We start from the raw sequence: 23,072 nt of genomic DNA, 5'->3' as shown, positions 1-23,072 counted from the left end.
TGCTATTTGCTGCCGAATCGATCCATTACCCTAAGCGTGATGGCCGCTATTTCTGCACGCGTAATGGTTTCTTTCGCCGCGAGGTTTCCATTTTCTCGTCCGACGACGATCTTGTTATCCACCGCCCAGGTCATGGCTTCTTGCGCCCAGGGGGATACGCCGTCGAGAGGCTTGCCCTCTACGGATTCGATAAGACCTTCGCTTACATAGTAGCGATACATCATGGCGACGAATGCTTCTCTTGTGATGTCGCCGTGGGGATCGAATGCGGTTTCGCTGATGCCCGCCGTCACGCCTTTAGCTTCTGCCCAGTTGACGGCTTCTTCGTACCAGCTTCCTTTTTCGATATCCGTGAACTTATGGTTGCCTTCTACAGAAGGTTTCCCCGCCATGCGGTGGAGCATGGTGACGATCATGGCGCGGCTCGCCTTTTCATTCGGACCGAAGGTATCTTCGGTCATGCCGACGAGGAGTTTTTTCTCTACGATGCGGTCTACATCTTTTGCAAACCAATCGCTCGCCTTCACGTCCTTGAATCCTTTTCTTTCATTATTTACCGGATTTACCGGGTGTGCCGGTGTTTCAGGTTTTCCTTCGTCCGTCTTACCCGGAGACGGCGTTACCGGTGTTAAGATGATGCCCCCATTTTGTTTCGTCGGTTGCTCATCTTTCGGTTTTTTATCCGGTTGATTCGGTGTATCAGGTGTATTCGGCTCGGTTTCTTTTGCTTCGTTTAGAACGACCACATCGTTTCGATTGCGAATGCGGATGCGATCCCCTTCCGGATTGACCGAGGCGAGACCCGTTGCCTGAAGGATGTCACCAACTGCAATCTTCGGCATGGATTTATCATCAGATTTCGGTCGCCCGATATAACCGTCGATGAAGACCTTGATCGGTCCGCTGCCGTCGTCGATCATAATTTCGCTGAGATCGTCTTTTACTACGCTTACGACCTTGCCCTTTGTTTGAATCAAAAGGCCGGTATTGTCTTTCACCTTACCTGTGGGGAGGACTGTCGGTTGTGGCGGCGTGGTTTCGCCAATTTTTTCCATACTCGTAATGGAAAGCTGACGCTCGTCTTGGTAGCCGTCGCGGATACCGCGGATCTTTAAGCGGTCGCCAATTTTGTAGTTCCCGCTGATGGGGAAGATATTGATGCCGCCGGTTTCATCTTGTACATAAGCGGCATCGAAGAAAGCGGTGGCCTTATCGTATCCGGAAGCGTTGGACGTTAAGATACCTTCGATTTGGAAGATTTCGCCCGGTTTTGCTTTTTGCACCTCGCTGATAGGCGATGTGGCGAGTCCTTTCGGATAAACGACGAGCTCGACATTCCGCTCGTATTCGCCACCGTCGGTTTTTACTTTGAGGGTCAGCTGACGCTTGCCTTCTTTTGCCGGCACGACAGTGACTTTTCCATACTCTGTTTTGGTGCTGATGACGGTATCGCCGTCGTAAACTTCAACAGATTGTATTCTTTCTCCCTCTGCTGAGAAGGTATAGCTTAATTCTTTCTCTTCACCGACTGTGGCCTCGTCGCCACCTACGGGACTTAGGGCCGTAATTCCCTTCGCTTCTACTTTTTCTGTCCAGATAGGAGCGGTAAAGACAAAATCGCCGTCGGCTTCGGTGATGCGCACGAGGTAGTAGGGATAGTCGTTTTGCAGTTCAAAGGTAAAGCGGTCGGTGTCGGCGGAAGACTCCATAGACTTGATCACTTTTCCGCCGGTGGTTAAAATGTCTACCGCTCCGATACTTTTGCCGCCCTGTTCCGCAACGGCAATATCTACATTCAGGGTTTTTCCGGCATCAGCCAGAGTAGAGCCCATAATGTGACCGTTGATGGTAAAATCAACCGTAATATCTTTATCTTCCGATGCATAGACGCTTAGATTGCGAATGGCGGTGATGATATCTTTTTTCGTCAGGCCGTCGGCGATTACCACATTGCGACCGTCATTTGCATCGCCCCATCTTTTCTTGTGATTATCTTGGTTAATGGAAGGCGCGAGCTTCCAGCCCATGTCCAGCGCTTTAATGTATTCGTCGTAGCTGGGGAAATAGCCGTCGCCGTGGATGGGTCCTTCGCCATTGCCGATTTCCACGAGTTTTACATTTTCGTTGACTTTGGGATCGTAGTAGGCGAATTCGTCGAAATTGCCGAAGGTCTTGCTCGGGTGGTTAAATTGAGAGAAAGTGTCGGTTCCCAAGCCTGAAATTAACTCGTAGTAGCGGAGCAGACCTTTAGAATCGGTTTTGTCATTATAGAAATCACTATTTCTGGAGACGAATCCTTTCGTGTTAAAGGTGTTCATATGGCCGTAGTTGGCGCCGGTTTTCGTCCAGGTCATTTCGTACCCGTAGATGGGGAGGAAGTCCTCGGTGCGCGCGGCTTCGACGATTTCTTTGTAGCGCTTCCACTTGGACTTGCTGCCGTCGCGGGGATCTTTCAGACCGCTGTTTTCGTCGTCGATGGTGCCGAGATTGGCCTCTTTATCGAAATAGTTGGAGTGGTCGGTCAAAGAGAAGAAGTCGATATGATCCGCGGTGGATGCGTATTGGATCGCTTCTTCTGGCGTACCCGCCCCGTCGGAATAGTTGGAGTGAGAGTGGATCTGGCCGCGGTAGTGCTTCACGGTGGCCTTGCCCACATAGAACTTCCAGGAATATTCCTTTACCACATCGCCATCGGTGACGGTGATGGTCGCCTCCGTCTTGCCGTCTTTAAGGTCGGTATCGGGGGTGTAGCGCACGAGCGCGCCTTCGCGCACCATGGGCTGTTTCTCGCCGCCGTTTAGGGAGATCGTCGCCGTCGCCCGGTCGGACACATTCAAGAGGGTGGCCGAGATTTCGGGCCGCTTGTCGTCGAGCGTTTCGGCGTTGTTCGCGGGTTTTACGTTCAAAATCTGGGGCGAATTGTCTACCTTCACCGTGACGGTCTTACCGATGGATTTAGACTCGCCGTAGACGAAGGGCGCCGACGGGCACGATGCTCAAGACCATGAGCAGCGCCAACAGAAGGGCCACACCTCTTCTCAACGAAATCATTCCTACCTTTCTGCATACTTGCTACTTATATATCGACCTTCAAACAATTGCAGTATAGCAAAGGCAGAGACTGTTCAGATTAGGGGTAGATTAAGTTCCCGTTAAGGAGGACTGCGCTATGTAAAAAATAGCGAGGGCACAAAAAAAGAAGGGTTTCCCCTTCTTATGCCCGGTGGCGCATGGCCTCGGACGAGATTTCTTTGTAGACCGCGAGGACTTCTTGGGCGAAGTCGCGATCGGTGTATGCCTCGGGCGCGAGGCCTTCGGGCAGGGCGCGGATGGCGCGATAGCCCTTTAGGAACTCCTCCTCGCCGACGAAACCCATGCCGTTTTCACCCTCTCGGAGGACCTGCTCGAGGCAGGGGTCGCGGCGCACCAAGATCGGCAAGCCCGATGCCAGCGCCTCGTTGTAGGTGAGCCCCTGGGTCTCGGAGGTCGAGGCCGATACGAAGAGATCGCCCAGGGCGTAATAGTTCTGGATCTCCTCCCAGGGCACGGCGCCGGTAAAGGCGATGTTTCGGATACGAAGATCCCGCGCCTGTTTTTCGAGCTTTCCCCGCACGGGGCCGTCGCCGACGATCAAGAGGTTCACGTCCTCGCCCGCGTCCTCGAGCTTTTTGTAGTGGTCGATGACCTGGTCGATGTTTTTTTCCTCGGCGAGGCGGCCGATATACAGCAGGGTATAGCCGGATTCGAGGCCGTAGCGCGCACGCAGGCGCTCTACCTCGTTTGCATCGCAATTGCCGTACTTGGCGGGGTCGAGCCCGGTGGGCACCACATACACGTCGCGGTAGACCTTGTAGCTGTGCAGCTTTTTGCGCACTTTGTCGGTGGGGACGATGACGCCGTCGGCGTAATTGCAGAATTTGGCGCTGAGCATGCGCACCACGGGCTTGAGTTTTTCGCTCTTGGGCACGTGGAAATAATGGGTGTAGTCTTCGTACATGGTGTGATAGCTATGTACCAGCGGAATGCCGAATTTTTGAGCGATCCGCATGCCGAGCATGCCGACGGTAAATTCCGTCTGGGTGTGGATCACATCGAGCTCCATTTGCTTGCCCTTGTGCTTCCAATAGGGTTCTACCACCAGCGCCAGATGCCGATCCTTGACCAGATAAGGCTTGATGCTGGGAATGCGGTAGATATGTTCCTCCGGAGAACTTTCCGTGCCGCTTACGCGGGAGGTAATGACGTATACGGTGTGTCCCATGGCCTCCAGAGCGTTGCGCAACATATAGGTGGAGTTGGCCACCCCGTTGATCTCCGGGTAATAGGTGTCCGTAAAGAGTCCGATTCGCATAGTGCCTCCTTTGTTTCACGCTCATTGTACCAAAGCTGCGTTTACAACAGATGACATTCTCGTAAACTTTTTCAAAGTTTTATCTAACGAATGTTCCCCATGCCGATTCTTAGACTTGTTTACGACATTCTTTCGCTCTACCCCCTACCCAAATGGGGAATTTGTGGTAAAATATAGTCGGCAGGTGTATTCCTGCATCCATTCATCTATGTCTAATCGTGCTCCTTAAAAAGTATAGAGCGAAAAGCGCCCCTTCGATGCCGGAAGGGGCGCTTTTTCGCGTTTATTGAAAGATTTCCATTTGCTCGATGCGATCGAAGGCGCGGTCGATGGCATCGACGTCCAATGTGACGGCGAGGCGCAGAAAGCCCTCTGCGCTCTTTCCGAAGCCGCTGCCCCGTACGGTGAGTACGTGGGCCTCTTCGGCGAGGCGTCGCCATACTTCTTCTTCCGAAAGGCCGGTGGGGCGGACGTCCATAAATAGATAGAAGGTGCCGCGGGGCGGGGCGACGTGCACGTTCTTCAGCCGCCGGATGCGCTCGTAGGCGCGGCGGGTGCGCTTCTTAAACTCCGCCACCAGCGCGGGTTGAACCGCTTTGCGATGTCGTAAGGCGTGGATCGCCGCCCGCTGTGAAATAGAGGGGGCGGCATAGACATTGCTCTCGTTGATGATATCCGCCGCGCGGATCAACGCGGGATCGGCAAGGATATAGCCGATGCGCCAGCCGGTCATGGCGAAGTTTTTGGAGAACGAACGCAGGGTGACGGTACGCGAAAAGAAGTCTTCTAAGGAGGCAACGGGGACGAAGGGCGTCTCGTAGGAAAAGGCGGTGTAGATGTCGTCGGCGATCAAAAAGAGATCCGCCTCCTTTGCCAGATGTCCGATTTCCGTCAGGGTTTCGGTGTTTAAGGTGAGACCCGAGGGGTTGTTGGGGGTATTCAAGATGATCGCCTTGGTCTTTTCGGTGATCTTTCGGCGAATCTGTTCGATGTCGGGCACGAATCCCGCGTCGGGATCGGTCTCTACGAACACGGGGACGCCGCCCGCCATGGCGATCTGATCGGCATAGGGCGGAAAGTAGGGTTCGATGACGATGACCTCGTCGCCCGGATCGAGCATCGCCTCGAGCACGAGCCACATACCGTGGCAGGCGGAGGTGGTGACGAGGACGTTCTCTTTCGAGAGCGCCATGCCGTATTCCTCACGCTGAAAGGCGAGGATCTCTTCGATCAGCTCCGGGTCTCCGCAGCTGTCGGTGTAGTGGGTGTGCCCCGCCAAGGCGTCTTCGGCGGCCGCGCGGATGATGATCTCGGGGGTGGCGAGATCGGGATCCCCCAGGGTAAAATCCGCCACATCGGCGTAGCGCTTCGCCAAATCGGCGCCTTCTTCCAAGGCGCTGGCGGCGGTGTTTCTGTATCTGGCTGCGACGATTTCTTTGGACATGGGCATTCCTCCGTTTCTTCTGTCGGAAATTATCTGCTATACTGAAAATACAGGCATTTCTGTATCGAATGGTACTATTATAAAGGAGAGTTGCCCTTATGGCAAAGAAACCGGAATACATCGTGCCCATGGTCCGACGGGCACTGCAAATTTTGCATTTTCTGCTGGAACACCGCGGTTCCCACGGCATCGGCGAGATCGCCCAGGCGCTAAACTTCCCCAAGACCAGCGTGTTTAAGATCCTCTATACGCTGGAATCGGACCGGCTGGTGGCAAAAGACGCCGAGGACCGTTATAGTTTGGGGCTGGGCTTTTTGCCCTTTGAGGCGGAAATCCGAAACCGCTGGAACTTCACCGACGTCACCCGCCCCATTATGGAACGGGGCGTCGCCTTGAGCGGCGAGAGTCTGAACCTGGGGATCTGCGTAGACGACGCGATCGTTATGCTGGATACGGTGGCGGGCGAGGAGTTTTTTATTATGCGGCATTTGATCCCCATCGCTCCGCTGTACTGCTCCGCCATCGGAAAGATTTTTCTCGCGGAGTACGAAGAGGAGGACCGACGGCAGTATCTCGAAAATACGGTCTTTACGCCCCGCACCATCTCGACCCTCTGCGACGAGAAGAGCATTCTCGCCGATCTTAAGACCATCGACGAGACCGGCACCGCCTATGACCGCGAGGAATACGAGTACGGCCTCTCATGTATGGCGAAGGGGATCTATGCCCGAGGCGAGCTGATCGCCGGGATCAGTCTCTCGGGCCCCACGAGCCGGCTCGCACATAAGGGGATGGACCGCATGGAAGAAATCCTCGCCGATGTGGCGGATGCCCTGGCGGCGGAACCGGGACTGGGATCGCTTCTGCAGTTATGATGCTCCTCTACTTCGGCGCCCCCTGGGTGCTTCCGCAGAAGCTCGCCCTCTTGGTGCCGGGGCTCTTATACGGCGTGCGAAACGAGAAGTTTCGCCTTCCCGCCCTCGTCCTCTTCGCCTTTTACGTCCTCGCCTCGGCCTTTACGCCCTATGGGGTTTATGTAGAGGGCGCCCTTTCTCTGGGGGTTTTGTGGCTGTGGTGGCGCCATACGGACCGCCGCATACTGCTTCCGCCCCTTTTGATCCTTACCGCCGCCGCGCTCGCGACCTTTTTTGCCGCCGGGGCGGCATTTTCGGCGCACTCCCTTTCCCGGGCGGCCAACGGCCTGATCGGAACCCTCGTCTTCGTCTTTTCGGAAGAGCTGTTTCTGCGAAAGATCCTGCGGCCCGAACTCCCCGCCGGCCCCTACGGCGCCCTCGCCACCGGCCTCCTGTGGGGACTGTGGCACGCGCCCCTATACCTGACGGGGTTTTATGTACTGACCCAGGCCCTTCGCGGCGCGGCGATCTCTTTGTTGATCGACGCCTTTTACGACGAAGGCGGCATCGTCACCGCCGTCGCGGTACACGCCCTACACAACGCGCTGCTCGTTCCCTTCGACGGAAGCGCCGTGTGCCTTTCGCACCATCTCCTGTTTTTGCTGCTCGTCGCTGTGGGGACCGTTGTGTCCCGCAACTTTCGTTACGGCAAAGGACGCCGCTTGTAAGATCGATACATCCACAGAAAAACGCGCCGCAGAGCTACCGCGACGCGTTTTTTGTTTTAGCTGTTTTCCGCCATGTCGATCAGGTGGTCGACGGCGATCATAACGGCGACGACCACATCGCGCATTTCGGGCACATCGACGGTGATCTCGTAGGTGTCGCCCCAGGCGAGGATCTTGCGATCGACACTTCCGATCTCTCTGCCCCCGTCCCGGTTGAAGATGCGGAAGTCCTTGGCGATCAGGTCGCCTTCTATGGCGAGATCCATATCGTCGGATTCGATGTCGATCTTGGTCCGCAAAAAGGAGAGTCGCCCCTGCAGTTTGATTTCACGGCCGTCGGCAAAGCGCACGTAAAAGCGCGGCAGAAAGGCGAAGACTTCGCGGTCGACGACGAAGATCTCCTCGCCGCGGGCATCGGAGACCCGAACGGTGTTGCCGATCAGCTTAAAGTCCTGGTCGACGTGATAGATTTCGTTCTCCCGCTCGTCGAGGATGGGATAGTGGTCGGTGATCTTGAGGACCTTCTGTTTTACGTATAGTTTTTCCATAGCGTACCTCCGTTTCGATCGTTTCGGTGTGATCGCTTTATACCCTTCTCCCCGCGTCCTTATGCTCCAAATACGCCAGCACCCGGTAGACGGTCTTGGGGGTGAGGAGCACGTCGAAGGGCAGTTTGTAGCGCCGCCCCCAGGACGAAAACCGCACGAATTCCGCCCCGTCCTCATACAGCAGTTCGATGATGGTGACCCAATGGTAGCGAAAACCCGGATGGGGATGATTGGTGTTCATCAGCGCCACGGGCTTGTCCGCCGCCAAGCCCTCTCGAATAAAAGACCGCGCGGCATCGCCGTAGATATGCCCGGCGATCGCCTTTAGGCGCATCTGCGGCAGGATATTCTCCAGCGCCGCTTCTAAGATGCTCGCGCCCACGATGCCCCAAGGGCGGGGCGGGGCGTGGTACAAGATGCGGTCCATGCGGGCGAGGGCATCTTTTTTATCGAGGGAAAACTCGCGCTTTTCGTAGCTGATCAAATTCGCCAGGGCGGCGACGCCGCAAGATCGGTCCACATTGTAGCCGCTCCAGCGGCCCTTTAAGGCGTTTTGGTCGAAACCGAACCCCCCCGCCACCGCGACGAAGCGCTTGTTGCGTATGCCTATACTCTCGCCCATGTGTATCCCTCCCAAGGAACGGGTATTTATTTCGACAACTAACGTACAAATCACAATCGATGTATGCACAAAAGGATGGTGGAATGAAACAGCATATCAAACCCTACATTCCCCTGATCGTCCCCGAAGTGCTCCTGATCGGCCTGAGTATTCTGGCCGATTTGTATCTACCCCGCTTGATGAGTTTTATCATCGACGCCGGGGTGCTCAGGGGCAATGTGGACTTGATCTTGGAATACGCCCTGTATATGATCGGCCTCGCCCTCGTCTCGGTGCTTTTGATGACGGCGGCGGGCCATTTGGCGTCCAAGATTTCCATGGGATTTTCACGGGATATTCGCCGGGCGATTTTTTCGCATGTATTGTCGCTCCGGTTCGAGCAGTTCGAGACCTTCGGCGCGCCCTCCATATTGACCCGCGCCACCGACGACATCAGCCAACTGGAGCGGATGGCGATCGTCACCCTACGGCCCATGGTCCGCGCGCCCCTTATGTTTTTCGGCGCCACCTTTATGGCGGTGACGACGGACCTTCCGCTCTCGGCGGTGATTCTCGTAAGCGCGCCTATGCTCTTGGGGCTGGTGTCCTGGATCGCGAGAAAATCGATCCCCGGCTTCGGTAAGATCCGCGTGCTGATGGATGCCATCAACCTCCGCTTTCGCGAACGCTTGACGGGGATCCGCGTGATCCGCGCCTTTCGCCGGGAGGGCTACGAGCACGAACGGTTTACTACGGTAAACGACGAGATGCGCGCGGTGTCGGAAGAAGTCAACAATTATATGGTAATTATGCTGCCCGCCTTCAATCTCATTTTCAATATGACGATGATCGCGCTGTTGTACTTCGGCGCCGGCCGGATTTCGGCGGGGGCAATCGAAGTGGGCGATCTGATGGCCTTCATTCAGTATATTACCCAAATCATGTTCGCATTGAGCATGTTTTCTATGCTCTTTGCCATGTATCCCAACGCCCGCGCCGCCTACGACCGGATCTCGGAACTGTTGGCGACGCCGATCTATCCCGACGAGGACAAACGGGCGCTCCCCGAACAGAAGACCACCCTTACCTTCGACCACGTGAGCTTCTCGTATCCCGGCGCGGAACGGCCGGTGCTCTCGGACATCTCGTTTGAAGTAGAAGCGGGCAAAAAGCTCGCCATTATCGGCGGGACCGGCAGCGGCAAGAGCACCATCCTCCAGCTGATCCACCGCTTTTACGAGGTGAGCGAAGGGGAAATTCGCCTAAACGGCGTACCCATCGGCGATCTGTCCACTGACGCCCTTCGAAAGGCATTGGGCTATGCGCCCCAGCGCCCGCATCTGCTCTCGCGGAGCGTGCGCGACAATCTGTCCTTGGGCCGCGACATCCCCCTTTCGGACGAGGACGCCTTGGAATTTTTGGAGATTTCCCAGGCGGACGGCTTCGTCTCCAAGATGGAATCGGGGATCGACAGCGCCGTATCCCAAAGCGGAAAGAACCTATCCGGCGGGCAAAAACAGCGGCTTTCCATCGCCCGCGCCCTGGCAAAGCGGCCGAAGATTTTGCTCTTCGACGACGCCTTCTCGGCGCTGGATTTTAAGACCGACAAGGCGCTCAGAAAGGCCCTCGCCCCCATCAGCAAAGACGCCGCGACCATTATCGTCGCCCAACGGGTGATGACGGTGCTGGATGCCGACGAAATCCTCGTCCTCGAGGACGGAAAGATTCTCTCGCGCGGCACCCACGACGAACTGATGGCGTCTTCGGAGATCTACCGCGAGATCGCCGCTTCGCAATTGGGAGAGGAGGCCGCCTATGCCTAGACATATGCACGTGGTCTCGGAAAAAGACAAGCGCTCCCTGCGCACCCGGGAGAGCCGAAAGATTCTGCGCCGCCTGTTCGGCTATCTGAATCAAGACAAATTGCCGATGTTTCTCGCGGTGCTCTTTACGGCCACTTCGACGATCTTCGATATCTTTACGCCCTGGATCTTGGGGTTGGGGATTACGAGCATCTTCGAATCCCTCAAGGCGAAGGTCGCCATCGACTACGAATATCTGCTGCGCTTGATCCTGATCTTGGCGGTGCTGTATCTGCTCTCGTCGCTCTTTTATTATATTCGCGGCCGCATTCTGGTGGATATCACCCAAAAGACGGTCTATACGCTGCGGCAGGAGTTCTCGGACAAGATCGAGCGACTCCCCGTCGCCTATCTTGACGGCTATTCGGTGGGGGATCTCCTCTCGCGCATGACCAACGATATGGAATCGATCGTCAACAATATGCGCCAAAATATCGCGCAGATTATCAGCGCGGTGGTGACCATTGTAGGAATCTTGATTATGATGTTTTCCATCGAACCCCGCTTGACGCTGATCTCTCTGGTGGTGCTTCCGGTAAGCGGCATCGTAACGGCGAAGATCGCCTCGATCAGCCAGGGCTATTTCCGCAAAAAGAGCCACCATTTGGGCAAGATCGACGGCTATATGGAAGAAGTCATCAGCTCCCGCGAGGTGGTAAAGAGCTTTACCTTTGAGTCTCGGGCGCTTTCGGAATTCGACGCCATCAACGAAGATCTGTACGAAAACTCGTATAAGGCGCAGTTTATCTCGGGACAAATTATGCCCCTGATGGGCTTTATCTCGAATCTGGGCTACGTCGCCATCGCCGTATTCGGCGGATATTTGGTGCTCGCCGGCAATATTACCTTGGGCGCCATTCAGGCGTTCTTCCAATATTCCCGCAAGCTCAACCAACCCATCAGTGGCATGGCGGAAGTGGTCGGGGCGCTGCAATCGGCGATTTCGGCCGCGGACCGCATCTTTCAGGTGCTTGATGCGGCCGAAGAAGCCCCCGTACAAGACGCCGCCGTCCTCGAAGACATTCAAGGCGCCGTGCGATTTGAAGACGTGCACTTCGGCTACCAACCGGGCCGCGAGGTCATTAAGGGCTTTAGCCTCGACGTAAAAAGCGGCGAAACCATCGCCATCGTCGGCCCCACCGGCGCCGGAAAGACGACGTTGATCAACCTGCTCCTCCGCTTCTACGACGTGGATTCGGGCCGCATTACTATCGACGGCATAGACATTCGCGATATGTCCCGCGACGACCTTCGACGCCACTTCGGCATGGTGCTCCAGGACACTTGGCTGTTTTCGGGCACCATCGCCGACAATATCGCCTACGGCCGGCGCGATGCCACCGACGAAGAGATCGTAACGGCGGCAAAGGCGACCTACTCCGACAACTTTATCCGCACCCTGCCCAAGGGCTACGAGACAAAAATCACCGAGTCGGGTTCCGAGATTTCTCAGGGGCAGCGGCAGCTGTTGACCATCGCCCGCGCCCTGATCTCGGATCCGGATATTTTGATCTTGGACGAGGCGACCAGTTCGGTGGACACGCGTACGGAAAAGATGATCCAAAAGGCGATGGACCGCCTGATGGCGGGACGCACCAATTTCGTCATCGCCCACCGGCTCTCGACCATCGTCGGCGCCGATACGATCCTCGTCTTACAGGACGGCAATATCGTTGAGCAGGGCAGCCACGACGCGCTCATGCAAAAAGACGGCGTCTACGCCGAGTTGTACCGCTCGCAATTCGCCGGCGAAGAAATTTAATGTGCTTCGCCGGAAAGAATGTATGTTTTTTGTAAATTGTGAATAGAGACCCGGGCAGCGGGTATAAAAAGTATGCAATCATTGTTTAGTCATGAAAGGAGATCAATATGTTATTTTGGTTAATCTTCGGAGCTTTGACAGGTTGGATCGCCAGTATGATCGTGGGTAAGGACGCGCAAATGGGCGCTATCGCCAATATTATCACCGGGATCGTTGGATCCTTTATCGGCGGTTGGATTGCAAGCAACTTCTTGGGTCTGGGCAAGGTTTCCGGATTCAATCTCTACAGTGTATTGATCGGCGTGGCGGGTTCCGTCATTCTCTTGCTGATCGTCAACGCAGTGACCAAACGCTCCTAAGCGCTGGACAAAGTGCCCTTCGGGGTACTTTTTTTTGCGAAAAAACGGGCATAAAAAAATCGACGCATGGCGCCGATTTTCGGGTCTTTGCACTTGTCAAAGCCGCTTACGAGTATAAGCATACCACGGCTTTGTAAAATTCGCTTGCGGGCGCTCTATGCCGCGTGTAAAATTTCTTCGCGCAACTTGCCCCCTTCAAAGTGGAGGATGCGGTCGGATACGCGGCGGGCGAATTCGCGGTCGTGGGTGACGACGATCATGCCGATGCCCTTTTGTTTGAGCCGCCCCATCATGCACACCAGCCGGTCGATGGTCTCGCGGTCTAGGGCCGATGTGGGTTCGTCGAAGCAGAGGATCTCGGGTTCCAGCATACAGGCGCGCACCACCGCCACCCGCTGCTGTTGGCCGCCGGAGAGTTCGCGGGGGTATTTGTCCGCCTCGTCCGCGATCTCCAGCTCCTCTAAAAGATCCCGCGCCCGGGCCTCCGCCACGGCGGCGTCGATCCCGTGGAATTTCGGCGCGAGGAGGATATTTTCCCATACGGTCATCTTGGGAAACAGGTGATACCCCTGAAACACCATGCCGATCTTCTTTGCGTCGGTCTCGCCGACGGGCATTCGGCGGTCGTCGAATCGGATCTCGCCGGCGCTGTATGTTTCCAGGCCGTTTAGGCAGCGGAGAAAGGTGGTCTTGCCCTCGCCGCTTTTTCCGGCGATGGTGACGATCTCATCGGATGTGATGTCGAGATCGATGCCTTGCCAAATCTTTCGTTCTCCGAAATATTTTTCTAAATTGCGAACGGATATTTTCATGACGCTTCGATCTTCCTCTCCATATTTCTGAGCAGTATGCTGAGCGCGCCGACGATCACGAGGTATAAAACCCCCACATAGACATAGGGCAGAATCGACGACATGGTATTGGATACGGACTTCGCCGCCTTTAAGATGTCCATCACCCCGAGGATATACACCAAGGAAGTGTCCTTGACGAGGGTGATGACTTCGTTGGAAAGCGCGGGGAAACTGCGCGAGATCACCACCGGCAGGATGACCTTAAAGAAGGTATAGCTTTTGGAGAGCCCCAGCACCTTTCCCGCCTCCCACTGGCCGGGGTCGACGGATTGGATGCCGCCCCGCAGGATTTCCGCAAAATAGGCGGTGTAGTTCAAAACAAAGGCGAGGAATATGGCGCTGTATCTCCCCAGGGCAATCGCCCCCACCGGCAAAAGGGGCAGGCCGAAGAATACGAACATCAGCTGCAGCAAAAGGGGCGTACCCCGTATAATATAGATATAGAGGGCGGCGAGCCTCGAGAGAATGGGGTTCTTCGAGAGCCGCGCCAGCGCCACCGGAAGCGACAGAACGGCGGAGAAGAGCAAGGTGACGAAAAACACCGCCGCCGTCGTCCGGATCCCCTCTCCCAACAAGGGGAGAAGTCGTTGTAATACTTCCAAATCGGCCTCCTGATCTTACCGATCTACGCCTATTTTGCGAAATAGGTCGCGTAGATCTTGTCGTAGGTTCCGTCTTCCTTTTGTTCCTTCATCGCCTGATCCAGCGCGGATTTCAGGGCCACATCGTCTTTGCGCATGCCCACGGCGTAGCGCTCTTCGCCGAAGTTTTCGTCGAGCACTTTGTAGTTTTCCTCGCCGTTTTCCTTCATATAATAACGCGCGAGTACCTCGTCGACCACCAGCGCGTCCGAACGACCCGCCTCCACGTCTTTAAAGCATTCCACATTGGTGGCGTATTCCACCGGCACTTCCGCCAATGTATCGACAAAGGCCGCATCTTCCATGACCGCCTTGAGCGCCGAGGACTCGCCCTGCACGGCGATGCGCTTACCCGCGAGATCCGCCTTGGAATTGACCGGCGAATCGTTTTGGGTTACGATTATTTGACGATTGTCCATATAGGGCTCGGAGAATGCCACCATTTCCTCGCGCTCCGGCGTAATGGAGTATCCGTTCCATATAAAGTCGATATTGCCGGATTCGAGTTCCTGTTCCTTCATGGTCCAATCGACGGGCTGAAAGTCCAGCTCGATGCCCATGCGCTTCGCCGCATCGCGCGCGAGCTCGACGTCGAAGCCGATCAGCTCGCCGGATTCGTCTCGAAATCCCATGGGCGCGAAGGTGTCGTCCAGGCCGACTACATAGGTCTTTTCGGTATCCAGGACGGCATCCGCGCCGGCTTTTTCATCGGTTGCGGCCGCGTTCTCTTTGCCACAGCCCGCCAAGAGCAGGAGGCAGAGCGTCAATAGGGCGATCAGTTTCTTGTTCATGGTTTTGTCCTTTCTCGATTGCTTCTATTCTTTATCGCTTTATCATACTAAATCATCTGTTTCTATAATACCCCCTTTGCTCCCCTTTGTAAAGGGCGGATTGAAAATATATTGTATTGGAGGTTCTATGCGCAATACCTACGGTTTTTTGATTCTATTGCTCTGTCTGCTTTTCGGAAATATCCTGACGCTTTTGATTCCGGTGGCGATTCCCGGCTCCATTTATGGGATGGGAATTTTTCTCGCCGGATTGGTGGCCGGCGTGATTCCCGAGGAGATCGTCGATGCGATCTGCGAATCGCTCTTGCTGCATATGAATCTGTTTTTTGCCCCGGGGGCGGTCAATCTGATCCTCGTCTACCCCTCGATTCGGGGCACGGTCTTAAAGATTCTCTTCGTTACGGTGGTCTCGACGATTCTCGTCATTATCTCCACCGGCCTCACCACCCAATTTTTGGCCCGCAGAAAGGAGGCGCGCCGTGTCTGATATCCTCGCCGTACTGATCGATACGCCGCTGTTCGGGGTGCTGCTTACCGTGGCGGCCTTTCTGTCGGCGGAGCGGATCGTCGAGCGCCTAAAGCGCCCGTATATCACCAATCTCTTCGTCTCTTTGCTCCTCTTAATCGGGTTTTTGACCCTGACGGGGATCGACGTCGCGTCCTACCAAAAGGGCGGGGATATGATTACCTTTTTGGTAGGGCCCATGACCCTCGCCTTGGGGATGCCGGTGTATAAACAGCGCCACGTGCTCCTCGCCAATGCGGTGCCGATTTTGGGCGGCATTTTCGTCGGGGCGGTGGTCGCCTTGGTGTCGGGCTTTGTGCTGGGCACCTTGGTGGGGCTCGATGCGAGCGCGATTTTAAGCATTCTGCCCAAAAACACCACCACGGGCATTGCCCAGGAGCTGATTCGCACCCTGGGCGAAGACAGCGCGCTCACCATCGCGCTGGTGATCGTCGCCGGAAACACGGGCTATATGGCTGCGTCGAATCTCTATTCGCTCTTCGGCATTCGCCACCCCATCGCCCGGGGCGTGGCGCTGGGCACCGCCTCCCACGCGGTGGGCACCAAGCGCGCGCTGGAAATGGGCGAGACGGAAGGAGCGGTCTCGTCGATCGCCATCGGCGTGACGGGGATTATCACGACGATCCTCTTGCCGATCGTACTCCACTTGTTGTCGTAAACTTCGGAAAGGAGCGCTATGGAAACCCATCAAACGGAAAATTATAAAAACGGCAGGCTCCGGATTCGCCTCTTGATCGGCGGGTCTTTGGTGGGCCTGTTTTCGGGACTGATCGCCGTCTTCTACCGCTATACGCTGGGGCAGATCGACGGGATCCGCAACTTTCTCTTTTCGGATATGACGGCGGCAAAGGGCGCGGGGATGCTGCTCGCCTTTTTCGTCCTCGCGTTTCTGATGCACCGCCTCTTGTCGTGGGCGCCGTACAGCGGCGGCAGCGGGATTCCGCAGATTCGCGGGCAGCTGCTGGGCCGGGCGGAGATCGCGCCGGTCCCCACCCTCATCTCGAAATTCTTCGGCGGCTCTATGGCCGCCCTGTCGGGGCTTACCCTGGGGCGGGAGGGCCCTTCGATCCAACTGGGCGGCACCCTCGCGGGGCTTCTCGCCGACAAAGCGGGCGTCTCGCATATGGAAAGCCGCTATCTCGTCACCGCCGGGGCGTCGGCGGGGCTCGCGGCGGCGTTTAATGCCCCCCTCGCCGGGGCACTCTTCGCCTTAGAAGAGATGCACAAGAGCCTCTCCCACTACTTTGTCGTGCCCTGTATCGTCTCGTCGGTGGTGGCGAATTTCGTGAGCTTTCGCCTCTTGGGGATGGAACCCGCCTTCTCCTTTCCCATGGAACGGATGCTCCCGGTGGACTTTATCTGGGCGCCCGTAGCCATCGGCGTACTGGGCGGCGTATTCGGCGTCGTCTTTAACAAGGGACTCTTGGCCACTTCGGCGCGCATCAAGGCGCTTTCGATCCCCCGCTATGGGGTGATCTTTCTCGCCATGGCGCTCGTCTTTCTCTTCGGCCTCTACAATCCCCTCTTGCTGGGGGGCGGCCACGGGCTAATCGAATCCCTGGCGGATGCGCCCATGGCACCGCGCCTTCTCGTGCTCTTCTTTTGTATCCGCCTGCTTTTGGTGTGGACCGGCTACGGCAGCGGCGCCCAGGGAGGGATCTTTCTTCCCGTCTTGACCCTGGGCGCGCTCCTCGGCGCCTTCGGCCACTTCGTGTTACCCATCGACGACATCTACTACGCCAACTTTTTGTACCTCGGCATGGCGGCGATCCTCTCGTCGGTGATTCAGGCGCCGCTCCTTTCGATCCTCTTGGTTTCGGAGATGAGCGGCACCATGCTACAGATGATCTCGGTAACCACCGCGGCGATGGTCGCCTATCTGATCGCGCAGATCCTTAAGAGCGAACCGATCTACGAATCCCTCTACGACAATATGTTTGCCGAAGACAGTCGCGCCGGCGAGCCCGCCTATTCCATGCAGTACTTCCTCGTGCCGGGAGATGCGCCGTATATCGGCATCCCCCTACATCGCATGCACATTCCCCATCACGGCATGATCGCATCGGTACAGCGGGAAGGCCGCATTTTTACCCCCAATCGGGACACCACCTTAGAGGGCGGCGACGAGATCTTGCTGTTGATCGCGGAGGAATCCTTGGAGGCGGCGACGGAATACTTCGGAGGTGCGCCGTGATTTGGCTGATGATTCTCCTCCTCTGCTTGACGACCGCTTGTAGTCCCGCGAAAGAGGTCCCGAAAGACGAAATCGTCGTCGGCGTATTCGAGCCCTTAAACGGCATCTACGGCGAATCGGGCAGGGAGACGCTGCGCGGAGTCACCCTCGCCAACGAACGGCGGCCCCGCGCCCTCGGCAAAAAGGTGGTGCTTTCGGTCTACAATACCAAAAGCCAGACCTTCGAATCCGCCAATGCCGTCGCCATCCTCACCGACAAGGGCGCAAACGGCTTGATCGGCACCTTCGGCACCGACAGCATGAACCAGGCAAAGCCCGCCATCGCCGCGGCGGAAGTCCCCGCCCTCACCGGCTCCACTTCGCCGGACTTGGCGAAAAACTACTGGATCACCCAAATCAGCGTCGACGACGTGGAGCAGGCGAAGGCCATGGCGCAGTACGCCGTGGAAGATTTGGGCCTACGGGACATCGCGCTGGTGATCGACGCCGAAATGCGCTACGGCGCGCACCTCGCCTATACCTTTGAACATATGGTGCCGACAGATGTGAATATCTATAAAGTCTACTACCACTCCGGGGAGACCCGCTTTCGAAACGAGATCGACCGCCTCAAAAAGCTCCCCATCGACGGCATCTACTGCCCGGGGGATGCCGCCACCAGCGCCTATCTGCTTTCGGCACTCAAGAAAGAGATGCCCGATGTCGCCGTGATGGGCGCGGACCGCTGGGAGAACCCGTCCTTTTACGAGATCGCGAAGGACGCGGCGGAAGGGGCGTATTTTACCGCCCACTACGCCCGCTACGACACCTTTAACGCCGCTTCGGAGACCTTTCACAAGGCCTACGAGAAAAAATACGGCGAATCCCCCACCAGTTACGCCGCCATCGGCTACGACGCGTACAATCTGTTTCTCGACGCGGCGGAATCGGCGGGATCCGACGCCCCCGAAGCGGTGGCGAAGGAACTTAGGCATCTGGAGCGCTTCGACGGTGCCTTGGGGATCGCCGATCGACGCGGGCCCCGCCGGGTGCCGATCCTCAAACAGTACGGAAAGCGCGGGCGCTATGTCGAGACCGTCGAGGTGCCGCGATGAAACGAAACAATCGCGATCTCCTCTTTTTCGCCCTATCCCTCGCCCTGTGGTGGGGCCTGTGGTATATGGGCCTAGTACCCAAAACCTACGTCGTAGGCCTTGCGGTGCTTCTTATCGCCTATTTTTCGACGGAGTGGATCCGCGAAAGCGCGCCCGTACTTAAAGGCATCGCCCTCTTTATGATCGCCCTTCTTTACCCCTACGCCGCCGTCGCGGTGACGGAGATCTCCGCCACAGGTCCCCTGGAGGGGCTAATCACCCTGTTGTTTGCGCTCCACTTTTTGTTGCAGTGGATCGCCTTTCGGGACAGCTTTTCGGCGCTCTTTCAGCAGGGGGCGCCGCGCCTCTTCGCCGCGCTCCTTCTCTCGATCGCCTTCGGCCTCGTATGGGCGACGACCGACCTCGCCCTCCCCGATGGCGCACTGATTCGCGCCCTCCCCGCACGCATCCATGCCGCCTATCCCCGGGCTCTGATCGTCGCGGGGATCCATTTGGCCTGTTTTCTCTTTCTGCCGGATGTCGCCGTCAAAAAACACGGCATTTTCGGCAAATAAAAAATCGGTTCCGAGTGATTTCGGAACCGATTTTTGATTGCGCGTATTCTTATCTTGCCTTGTATGCCTTGAGGCCTTCGTCGAGAATGTGCATTGCCTTGCGAATGGCATCCACATTGAGTACGAATGCGAGACGTACTTGACTTTGGAAATTTTCACTGTGTTCGTAGAATCCGGAAGCAGGCGCCATCATCAGGGTTTCGCCGTCCACGTCGAATTCTTCGAGCAACCAACGGCAGAAGTCGTCGGCGTCGTCTACGGGAAGATCGGCGATGGTATAGAATGCGCCGCCCGCCATATTGCACTTCACGCCTTCGATCTTGTTGAGCTCTTCGACGATGACATCGCGACGTTCTTGGTAAACGGTCTTGATGTTTTCGAAGTACTCGTCGTCCATTTGATAGAGTGCGGCGGCACCGATCATATCGACGGTGGGCGCTGCCAAACGGCCGGTCGCGAGCTTCAGAGCCGCGGCGATAAAGTCTTTGTTCTTGCTGGCGAGGTTACCGATACGAGCACCGCAACCGCTGAAGCGTTTGGAGATGGAGTCTTGCAGGATCAGACGGTCTTGGATGCGTTCGATGGTACCGAAGCTGGAGAATTCTCTGCCGTCGAAGATAAATTCGCGGTAGAGTTCTTCGGCGATAATGTAGAGATCGTTGTCGATGGCGATGTCTGCGATCATTTCGATTTCTTCTTGGGTGTAGACGGCACCGGTGGGGTTACCGGGGTTTGCCAAGAGGATCGCCTTAGTCTTATCGTTGATCTTGGATTCGATGACTTCTCTGGAGGGCAGGTGGAAGTCATTTTCTACCGTGGTCGGGAAGGTGCTGACGGTGGTAGAGGTTTCGATAAAGTAGGAGTAGTAGTTGGTGTAGTAGGGTTCGCAGGTGAGGATTTCATCGCCTACGTCGGTGATGGCCAACAAGGTGAACAAAAGCGCCTCGGATCCGCCTACGGTTACGACGATGTCGTCGGCTTCCATGGGGATGTTGCGTTTTTGATAGTATTGTGCCATGCCTTCGCGCAGTTCTTGAAGACCGGCGGAGGGGGCGTAGCTCAATACGTCCATGTCGATGTTTTTAATCGCTTCGAAGAATTCCTTCGGGGTTTCCACGTCGGGTGCGCCGATGTTTAAGTGGTATACCTTTTTGCCTTCTTCTTTTGCCTTTTGTGCGTAGGGCGTGAGTTTACGGATCGCACTATACGGCATGGATTGAATACGATTGGATAGTTTCATGAAAATCTCCTCTCTTTCTTTGTGTCTTCATTATAGAACAAAAAAAACGATTTCTCAAGCACGCCAAGGCGAGAAACAGCGTTTCTCGACAAGTATATAGTATGGAATTTTTCCTTAGGCGCCGTCGCTTTCCCAGCGCAGATCCGGCCCGTAAAAAGCGACGGGCACGAACTTGTGAAAGATCCGCGAAAATATGCGGTCGCCGTAGACCGAGGAGATCTCTCGCGGAGTGAGATTGGTGCTGATGATGGTTTTTTTGCCGTCGATCAGGCGGGTGTTGATGATATTGAAGAGCTGGGAGTTAGTAAAGGAATTGGAAAGCTCCGTGCCCAGATCGTCGACGATGAGAAGGTCGGCGGCAAAAATGCTCTCGTAGGCCATTTCCGCCTCGGGGGTCTTTTCTTTGTTGAAGACCTTTTCTTCGAAGATGCGCACCAGACCGAAAGCGGTTTCGTAGACCACGGCGTAGTTTCTCGCCATCAGCTCCGCCGCCACCGCGTGGGAAAGAAAGGTCTTGCCCTGTCCGGTGGGGCCGTAAAAGAGGAGATTGGTGTCGTCGGCTTCGGCGAAGTCCTCGACAAATTTTTCCGCCGTGGCGAGGATATGCCGCATATTTTCCCGGGGCGAGAGGACCTCGTCGCCATAGGGAAGGTCCGAGAAAATGTCCAGACGAAAATTGCCGAAGTTGTGCTTTTCGATCTGCCGCTCGATATTGCTGCCGCGGTGCAGGTAGCCGGTGATCTTTCTGCGCATACAGATGCAGCGGCTGCCGTCTTCCAAATACCCCTTGTCCTTGCAATGGGGACAGTCGTAGACGGGATCGAGATAGTCCGCGGGCAGCCCCGCCGAAAGGAGCAGCGATCGCCGGTAGCCCTCGAGCGCTTCGAGCTCGCGCACCGCCGTCTCGGCGGAGGCGACGTCCTTCGACTTCAGGCTCTCTTTTACCGCTTCATAGCCCAAGTTCCGTATATCCGCCTCCACCTCGGCGAGGCCGGGGACCATAAAGTGCGCCTCTTCTTTGCGATCGGCGAGGATCTTTTCGTTTTTTCTCTGAATGTCCTCGTATTCTTTGCGAATGTGATCGAAGATCGATGCCATCTATTTCTCCCTCTTTTGTTCCTGAAACTGCCGCCACTTGCGCCGCGCCATATCCTCCAGGGCATCGGCGCTGTACTTTGCGGTGGCGGAGTCGGCGATGGGCGGGGCCTTTTTCAGCGGCGCCCGCTTCGCCGGCTTCTTGTCCTTGTCGAGATCGGCAAGGGTCCGGATCCCCTTCGCCTTCCAGGCGGCGAGAATGCTTTCGAAATAGCGCCAGTTGGGTTTTTGGATGCCGCCGGTGCGCGCCGCCGCCGCTTCGAGGAGCGCAAAGTCCATATGCGCGAGATACCGCTCGATCGCCTCCATTTCGTCGCGGATAAAGGGCTTATCGCCCAGTCCCATCGCCGTAAGCAGGTGGCGGTAGCGGAAGTAGCGCTCGTCGTGGGTGCGGAAGTTTTCCGCGAGGGCCTCTTCGGTACGCACATTGGCATCCGCCCAGTTGCGCACAATCCCCTCGATATACTTCACCGAACGCTTGTTTTTTTCCTCGGTGCCGTAGCGAAACGCCTCGAGGATCATTTTGGCGGGCATATTGTAGACCGTGCGCCAATCGGCGATGTCGATCTTCTGCTGCGGCGAGATCTCGCGGCGCATATAGTACTCGGCGCGGGTCAACAGATGCGCCACTTCCTCGTCCTCGATGCGGCGCACCAGGGCGGAGTCGCTCCGATCCGGGGTGTAGATTTCGCGGGTGTAGAGTTCCTTGAGCCGCAGAAAGCGAATGCCGTAGCTCTCGCCCTCGTAGATTTTCTCGACGATGCCCTCGCTCTCCCAGTAGTCCCACGCCTTTTCGACGTCGGATTCGAGGATCGACAGGCGATCGGCGATGCTCCGGTTGTCGCCCTCCCCGCCGTTCAGCGCCATCTGGTAGCCGACCAGATAGACCTTGACGAAGTCCCCGTCCGCCTGGGGCATATAGTCGTTCAAAAAAATATTTTCGACGGGGGTATCCCCCAAATCCAACTGCAGATTGTCTACCCTAAATTGCACGACGCCACCTATCCTTCGACAAAACCATATGATCCACCCATACCACGGCGTAGTCCCTGTGAAAGCGGATGCGGTCCGCAAAGGGAACGATCGCCGCGTGGGATGCGTCCACCCCGGGCATCTCTACCTGGCGGGGTACCTCCCGCGTCTTTCGGAATTCGAGCCGGCGGTAGAGCGCGAGGGCGCGCCGGTTCCACGGAAGCACCTCGAGGTGAATCCGCATCAGCGCCAAGTCCTCGAAGCCGTACGCCAACAGCCACGTAAGGGCCGCATGGCCGATGCCCCGCCCGCTGTAGGCGGGATCGATAATAATGCCCACCTCGGCGGTGCGGGTGATGGCGGAGATGTGCTTTAAGCCCATATACCCCACCGCCCGGCCGTCTTCGAGGATGGCGAAATAGTCGTCCCGTGCGCCCTTGGTCTTCCAGCGATACCACTCGCCCACGGTCTCTTCGGTCTCGATAAAATTATACATCGCATAGAGGGGATCGCGGTGATCCCGCCAGTTCAAAAAGTCCCGCACATGCGCTTCTTGCAGGGGTTCAATATGCACCGACATCCCCTCCTTTCCTTCTTTTTAT

22 protein-coding genes are annotated in these 23,072 nt (G+C 56.5%); 10 read left to right on the top strand and 12 right to left on the bottom strand.

All coding sequences use genetic code 11. The annotated features are described in order from the left end of the window. Positions 1-2: 2 nt before the first annotated feature. The 3 genes from EL294_RS00660 to EL294_RS00650 form a co-directional block, all read right to left on the bottom strand. A complete protein-coding gene (locus EL294_RS00660; RefSeq protein ID WP_126464616.1) occupies positions 3-2,933 on the bottom strand; it encodes a CehA/McbA family metallohydrolase in 2,931 nt (976 codons plus the stop codon). Positions 2,934-3,214: 281 nt separating this feature from the next. Further along, the gene (locus tag EL294_RS00655; protein ID WP_126464615.1) at positions 3,215-4,351 is read right to left on the bottom strand and encodes a glycosyltransferase family 4 protein; all 1,137 of its coding nucleotides are present in this window, start codon (positions 4,349-4,351) and stop codon (positions 3,215-3,217) included. A 283-nt stretch (positions 4,352-4,634) separates the two neighbouring features. Continuing rightward, positions 4,635-5,795 (bottom strand): aminotransferase class I/II-fold pyridoxal phosphate-dependent enzyme, encoded by a 1,161-nt coding sequence (locus EL294_RS00650; RefSeq protein WP_126464614.1) that lies wholly within the window; start codon positions 5,793-5,795, stop codon positions 4,635-4,637. Positions 5,796-5,893: 98 nt separating this feature from the next. Here EL294_RS00650 and EL294_RS00645 point away from each other — a divergent pair, with 98 nt between their 5' ends. After that, positions 5,894-6,670, top strand: a complete 777-nt coding sequence (locus tag EL294_RS00645; protein WP_126464613.1) for an IclR family transcriptional regulator — start codon at positions 5,894-5,896, stop codon at positions 6,668-6,670. Beyond that, on the top strand, positions 6,667-7,377 hold the full coding sequence (locus EL294_RS00640) for a CPBP family glutamic-type intramembrane protease (protein WP_126464612.1): 711 nt from the start codon (positions 6,667-6,669) through the stop codon (positions 7,375-7,377). The genes EL294_RS00645 and EL294_RS00640 overlap by 4 nt, the downstream gene beginning before the upstream one ends. A gap of 56 nt (positions 7,378-7,433) precedes the next feature. On the opposite strand, the gene EL294_RS00635 is transcribed toward EL294_RS00640, so the two are convergent. Continuing rightward, the gene (locus EL294_RS00635; protein WP_164715160.1) at positions 7,434-7,925 is read right to left on the bottom strand and encodes an LURP-one-related/scramblase family protein; all 492 of its coding nucleotides are present in this window, start codon (positions 7,923-7,925) and stop codon (positions 7,434-7,436) included. Positions 7,926-7,962: 37 nt separating this feature from the next. Further along, positions 7,963-8,547 (bottom strand): hypothetical protein, encoded by a 585-nt coding sequence (locus EL294_RS07855; RefSeq protein ID WP_164715159.1) that lies wholly within the window; start codon positions 8,545-8,547, stop codon positions 7,963-7,965. Positions 8,548-8,630: 83 nt separating this feature from the next. Between EL294_RS07855 and EL294_RS00630 the strand changes: the two genes are divergently transcribed. The 3 genes from EL294_RS00630 to EL294_RS00620 all read left to right on the top strand — a co-directional run bounded on the left by EL294_RS00630 (position 8,631) and on the right by EL294_RS00620 (position 12,509). After that, a complete protein-coding gene (locus EL294_RS00630) occupies positions 8,631-10,349 on the top strand; it encodes an ABC transporter ATP-binding protein (RefSeq protein WP_164715158.1) in 1,719 nt (572 codons plus the stop codon). Next, positions 10,342-12,150: an ABC transporter ATP-binding protein gene (locus tag EL294_RS00625; protein WP_232006481.1), complete on the top strand. Its 1,809-nt coding sequence runs from the start codon at positions 10,342-10,344 to the stop codon at positions 12,148-12,150. Before EL294_RS00630 ends, EL294_RS00625 begins: the two co-directional genes overlap by 8 nt. A 107-nt stretch (positions 12,151-12,257) precedes the next feature. Further along, a complete protein-coding gene (locus EL294_RS00620; protein ID WP_197721093.1) occupies positions 12,258-12,509 on the top strand; it encodes a GlsB/YeaQ/YmgE family stress response membrane protein in 252 nt (83 codons plus the stop codon). Between the two features lie 155 nt (positions 12,510-12,664). Here EL294_RS00620 and EL294_RS00615 read toward each other — a convergent pair whose 3' ends face one another. The 3 genes from EL294_RS00615 to EL294_RS00605 are packed head-to-tail and all read right to left on the bottom strand — an operon-like array spanning position 12,665 to position 14,795. Further along, the gene (locus EL294_RS00615; protein ID WP_126464608.1) at positions 12,665-13,321 is read right to left on the bottom strand and encodes an amino acid ABC transporter ATP-binding protein; all 657 of its coding nucleotides are present in this window, start codon (positions 13,319-13,321) and stop codon (positions 12,665-12,667) included. Then, the gene (locus tag EL294_RS00610) at positions 13,318-13,965 is read right to left on the bottom strand and encodes an amino acid ABC transporter permease (RefSeq protein WP_126464607.1); all 648 of its coding nucleotides are present in this window, start codon (positions 13,963-13,965) and stop codon (positions 13,318-13,320) included. Before EL294_RS00610 ends, EL294_RS00615 begins: the two co-directional genes overlap by 4 nt. Positions 13,966-13,994: 29 nt before the next feature. Beyond that, positions 13,995-14,795 (bottom strand): amino acid ABC transporter substrate-binding protein, encoded by an 801-nt coding sequence (locus tag EL294_RS00605; protein ID WP_126464606.1) that lies wholly within the window; start codon positions 14,793-14,795, stop codon positions 13,995-13,997. Between the two features lie 127 nt (positions 14,796-14,922). Here EL294_RS00605 and EL294_RS00600 point away from each other — a divergent pair, with 127 nt between their 5' ends. From EL294_RS00600 to EL294_RS00580, 5 genes are read left to right on the top strand one after another with little or no spacing between them, the layout of a single operon-like run. Then, on the top strand, positions 14,923-15,282 hold the full coding sequence (locus EL294_RS00600) for a CidA/LrgA family protein (protein ID WP_164715157.1): 360 nt from the start codon (positions 14,923-14,925) through the stop codon (positions 15,280-15,282). Beyond that, the gene (locus tag EL294_RS00595; RefSeq protein WP_126464604.1) at positions 15,275-15,979 is read left to right on the top strand and encodes an LrgB family protein; all 705 of its coding nucleotides are present in this window, start codon (positions 15,275-15,277) and stop codon (positions 15,977-15,979) included. The genes EL294_RS00600 and EL294_RS00595 overlap by 8 nt, the downstream gene beginning before the upstream one ends. Before the next feature lie 18 nt (positions 15,980-15,997). Next, positions 15,998-17,515, top strand: coding sequence for a ClC family H(+)/Cl(-) exchange transporter (locus EL294_RS00590; RefSeq protein WP_126464603.1), 1,518 nt, complete (start codon positions 15,998-16,000; stop codon positions 17,513-17,515). Next, a complete protein-coding gene (locus EL294_RS00585; RefSeq protein ID WP_126464602.1) occupies positions 17,512-18,609 on the top strand; it encodes an ABC transporter substrate-binding protein in 1,098 nt (365 codons plus the stop codon). Before EL294_RS00590 ends, EL294_RS00585 begins: the two co-directional genes overlap by 4 nt. Beyond that, complete coding sequence (locus tag EL294_RS00580; RefSeq protein ID WP_126464601.1) at positions 18,606-19,163, top strand: hypothetical protein; 558 nt, start codon at positions 18,606-18,608, stop codon at positions 19,161-19,163. Before EL294_RS00585 ends, EL294_RS00580 begins: the two co-directional genes overlap by 4 nt. A gap of 49 nt (positions 19,164-19,212) precedes the next feature. On the opposite strand, the gene EL294_RS00575 is transcribed toward EL294_RS00580, so the two are convergent. From EL294_RS00575 to EL294_RS00560, 4 genes are all read right to left on the bottom strand, one after another. Beyond that, a complete protein-coding gene (locus EL294_RS00575) occupies positions 19,213-20,403 on the bottom strand; it encodes a pyridoxal phosphate-dependent aminotransferase (RefSeq protein WP_126464600.1) in 1,191 nt (396 codons plus the stop codon). Positions 20,404-20,517: 114 nt separating this feature from the next. Continuing rightward, entirely contained in the window at positions 20,518-21,501 is a 984-nt protein-coding gene (locus tag EL294_RS00570) for an ATP-binding protein (protein WP_126464599.1), read from the bottom strand. Continuing rightward, positions 21,502-22,491: a DnaD domain-containing protein gene (locus EL294_RS00565; RefSeq protein WP_126464598.1), complete on the bottom strand. Its 990-nt coding sequence runs from the start codon at positions 22,489-22,491 to the stop codon at positions 21,502-21,504. It lies immediately after the preceding gene. Further along, positions 22,481-23,044 carry a GNAT family N-acetyltransferase gene (locus EL294_RS00560; RefSeq protein WP_164715156.1) on the bottom strand — a complete coding sequence of 188 codons (564 nt, stop codon included), beginning with the start codon at positions 23,042-23,044 and terminating at the stop codon, positions 22,481-22,483. Before EL294_RS00560 ends, EL294_RS00565 begins: the two co-directional genes overlap by 11 nt. Between the last annotated feature and the right edge of the window lie 28 nt (positions 23,045-23,072).

Source organism: Aedoeadaptatus ivorii, assembly GCF_900638585.1.
In the GTDB taxonomy this organism is placed as follows: Bacteria; Bacillota; Clostridia; order Tissierellales; family Peptoniphilaceae; genus Aedoeadaptatus; species Aedoeadaptatus ivorii.
This window is presented reverse-complemented; position numbering and strand designations above follow the sequence as displayed.

Bases quoted from the DNA above. Each gene is read 5' to 3' on its own strand.
- EL294_RS00650 (WP_126464614.1), bottom strand. From the start codon at position 5,795: ATGTCCAAAGAAATCGTCGCAGCCAGATACAGAAACACCGCCGCCAGC.
- EL294_RS00600 (WP_164715157.1), top strand. From the start codon at position 14,923: ATGCGCAATACCTACGGTTTTTTGATTCTATTGCTCTGTCTGCTTTTC.
- EL294_RS00615 (WP_126464608.1), bottom strand. From the start codon at position 13,321: ATGAAAATATCCGTTCGCAATTTAGAAAAATATTTCGGAGAACGAAAG.
- EL294_RS00590 (WP_126464603.1), top strand. From the start codon at position 15,998: ATGGAAACCCATCAAACGGAAAATTATAAAAACGGCAGGCTCCGGATT.
- EL294_RS00635 (WP_164715160.1), bottom strand. From the start codon at position 7,925: ATGGAAAAACTATACGTAAAACAGAAGGTCCTCAAGATCACCGACCAC.
- EL294_RS00640 (WP_126464612.1), top strand. From the start codon at position 6,667: ATGATGCTCCTCTACTTCGGCGCCCCCTGGGTGCTTCCGCAGAAGCTC.
- EL294_RS00655 (WP_126464615.1), bottom strand. From the start codon at position 4,351: ATGCGAATCGGACTCTTTACGGACACCTATTACCCGGAGATCAACGGG.
- EL294_RS00570 (WP_126464599.1), bottom strand. From the start codon at position 21,501: ATGGCATCGATCTTCGATCACATTCGCAAAGAATACGAGGACATTCAG.
- EL294_RS00645 (WP_126464613.1), top strand. From the start codon at position 5,894: ATGGCAAAGAAACCGGAATACATCGTGCCCATGGTCCGACGGGCACTG.
- EL294_RS00575 (WP_126464600.1), bottom strand. From the start codon at position 20,403: ATGAAACTATCCAATCGTATTCAATCCATGCCGTATAGTGCGATCCGT.
- EL294_RS07855 (WP_164715159.1), bottom strand. From the start codon at position 8,547: ATGGGCGAGAGTATAGGCATACGCAACAAGCGCTTCGTCGCGGTGGCG.
- EL294_RS00630 (WP_164715158.1), top strand. From the start codon at position 8,631: ATGAAACAGCATATCAAACCCTACATTCCCCTGATCGTCCCCGAAGTG.
- EL294_RS00625 (WP_232006481.1), top strand. From the start codon at position 10,342: ATGCCTAGACATATGCACGTGGTCTCGGAAAAAGACAAGCGCTCCCTG.
- EL294_RS00620 (WP_197721093.1), top strand. From the start codon at position 12,258: ATGTTATTTTGGTTAATCTTCGGAGCTTTGACAGGTTGGATCGCCAGT.
- EL294_RS00580 (WP_126464601.1), top strand. From the start codon at position 18,606: ATGAAACGAAACAATCGCGATCTCCTCTTTTTCGCCCTATCCCTCGCC.
- EL294_RS00605 (WP_126464606.1), bottom strand. From the start codon at position 14,795: ATGAACAAGAAACTGATCGCCCTATTGACGCTCTGCCTCCTGCTCTTG.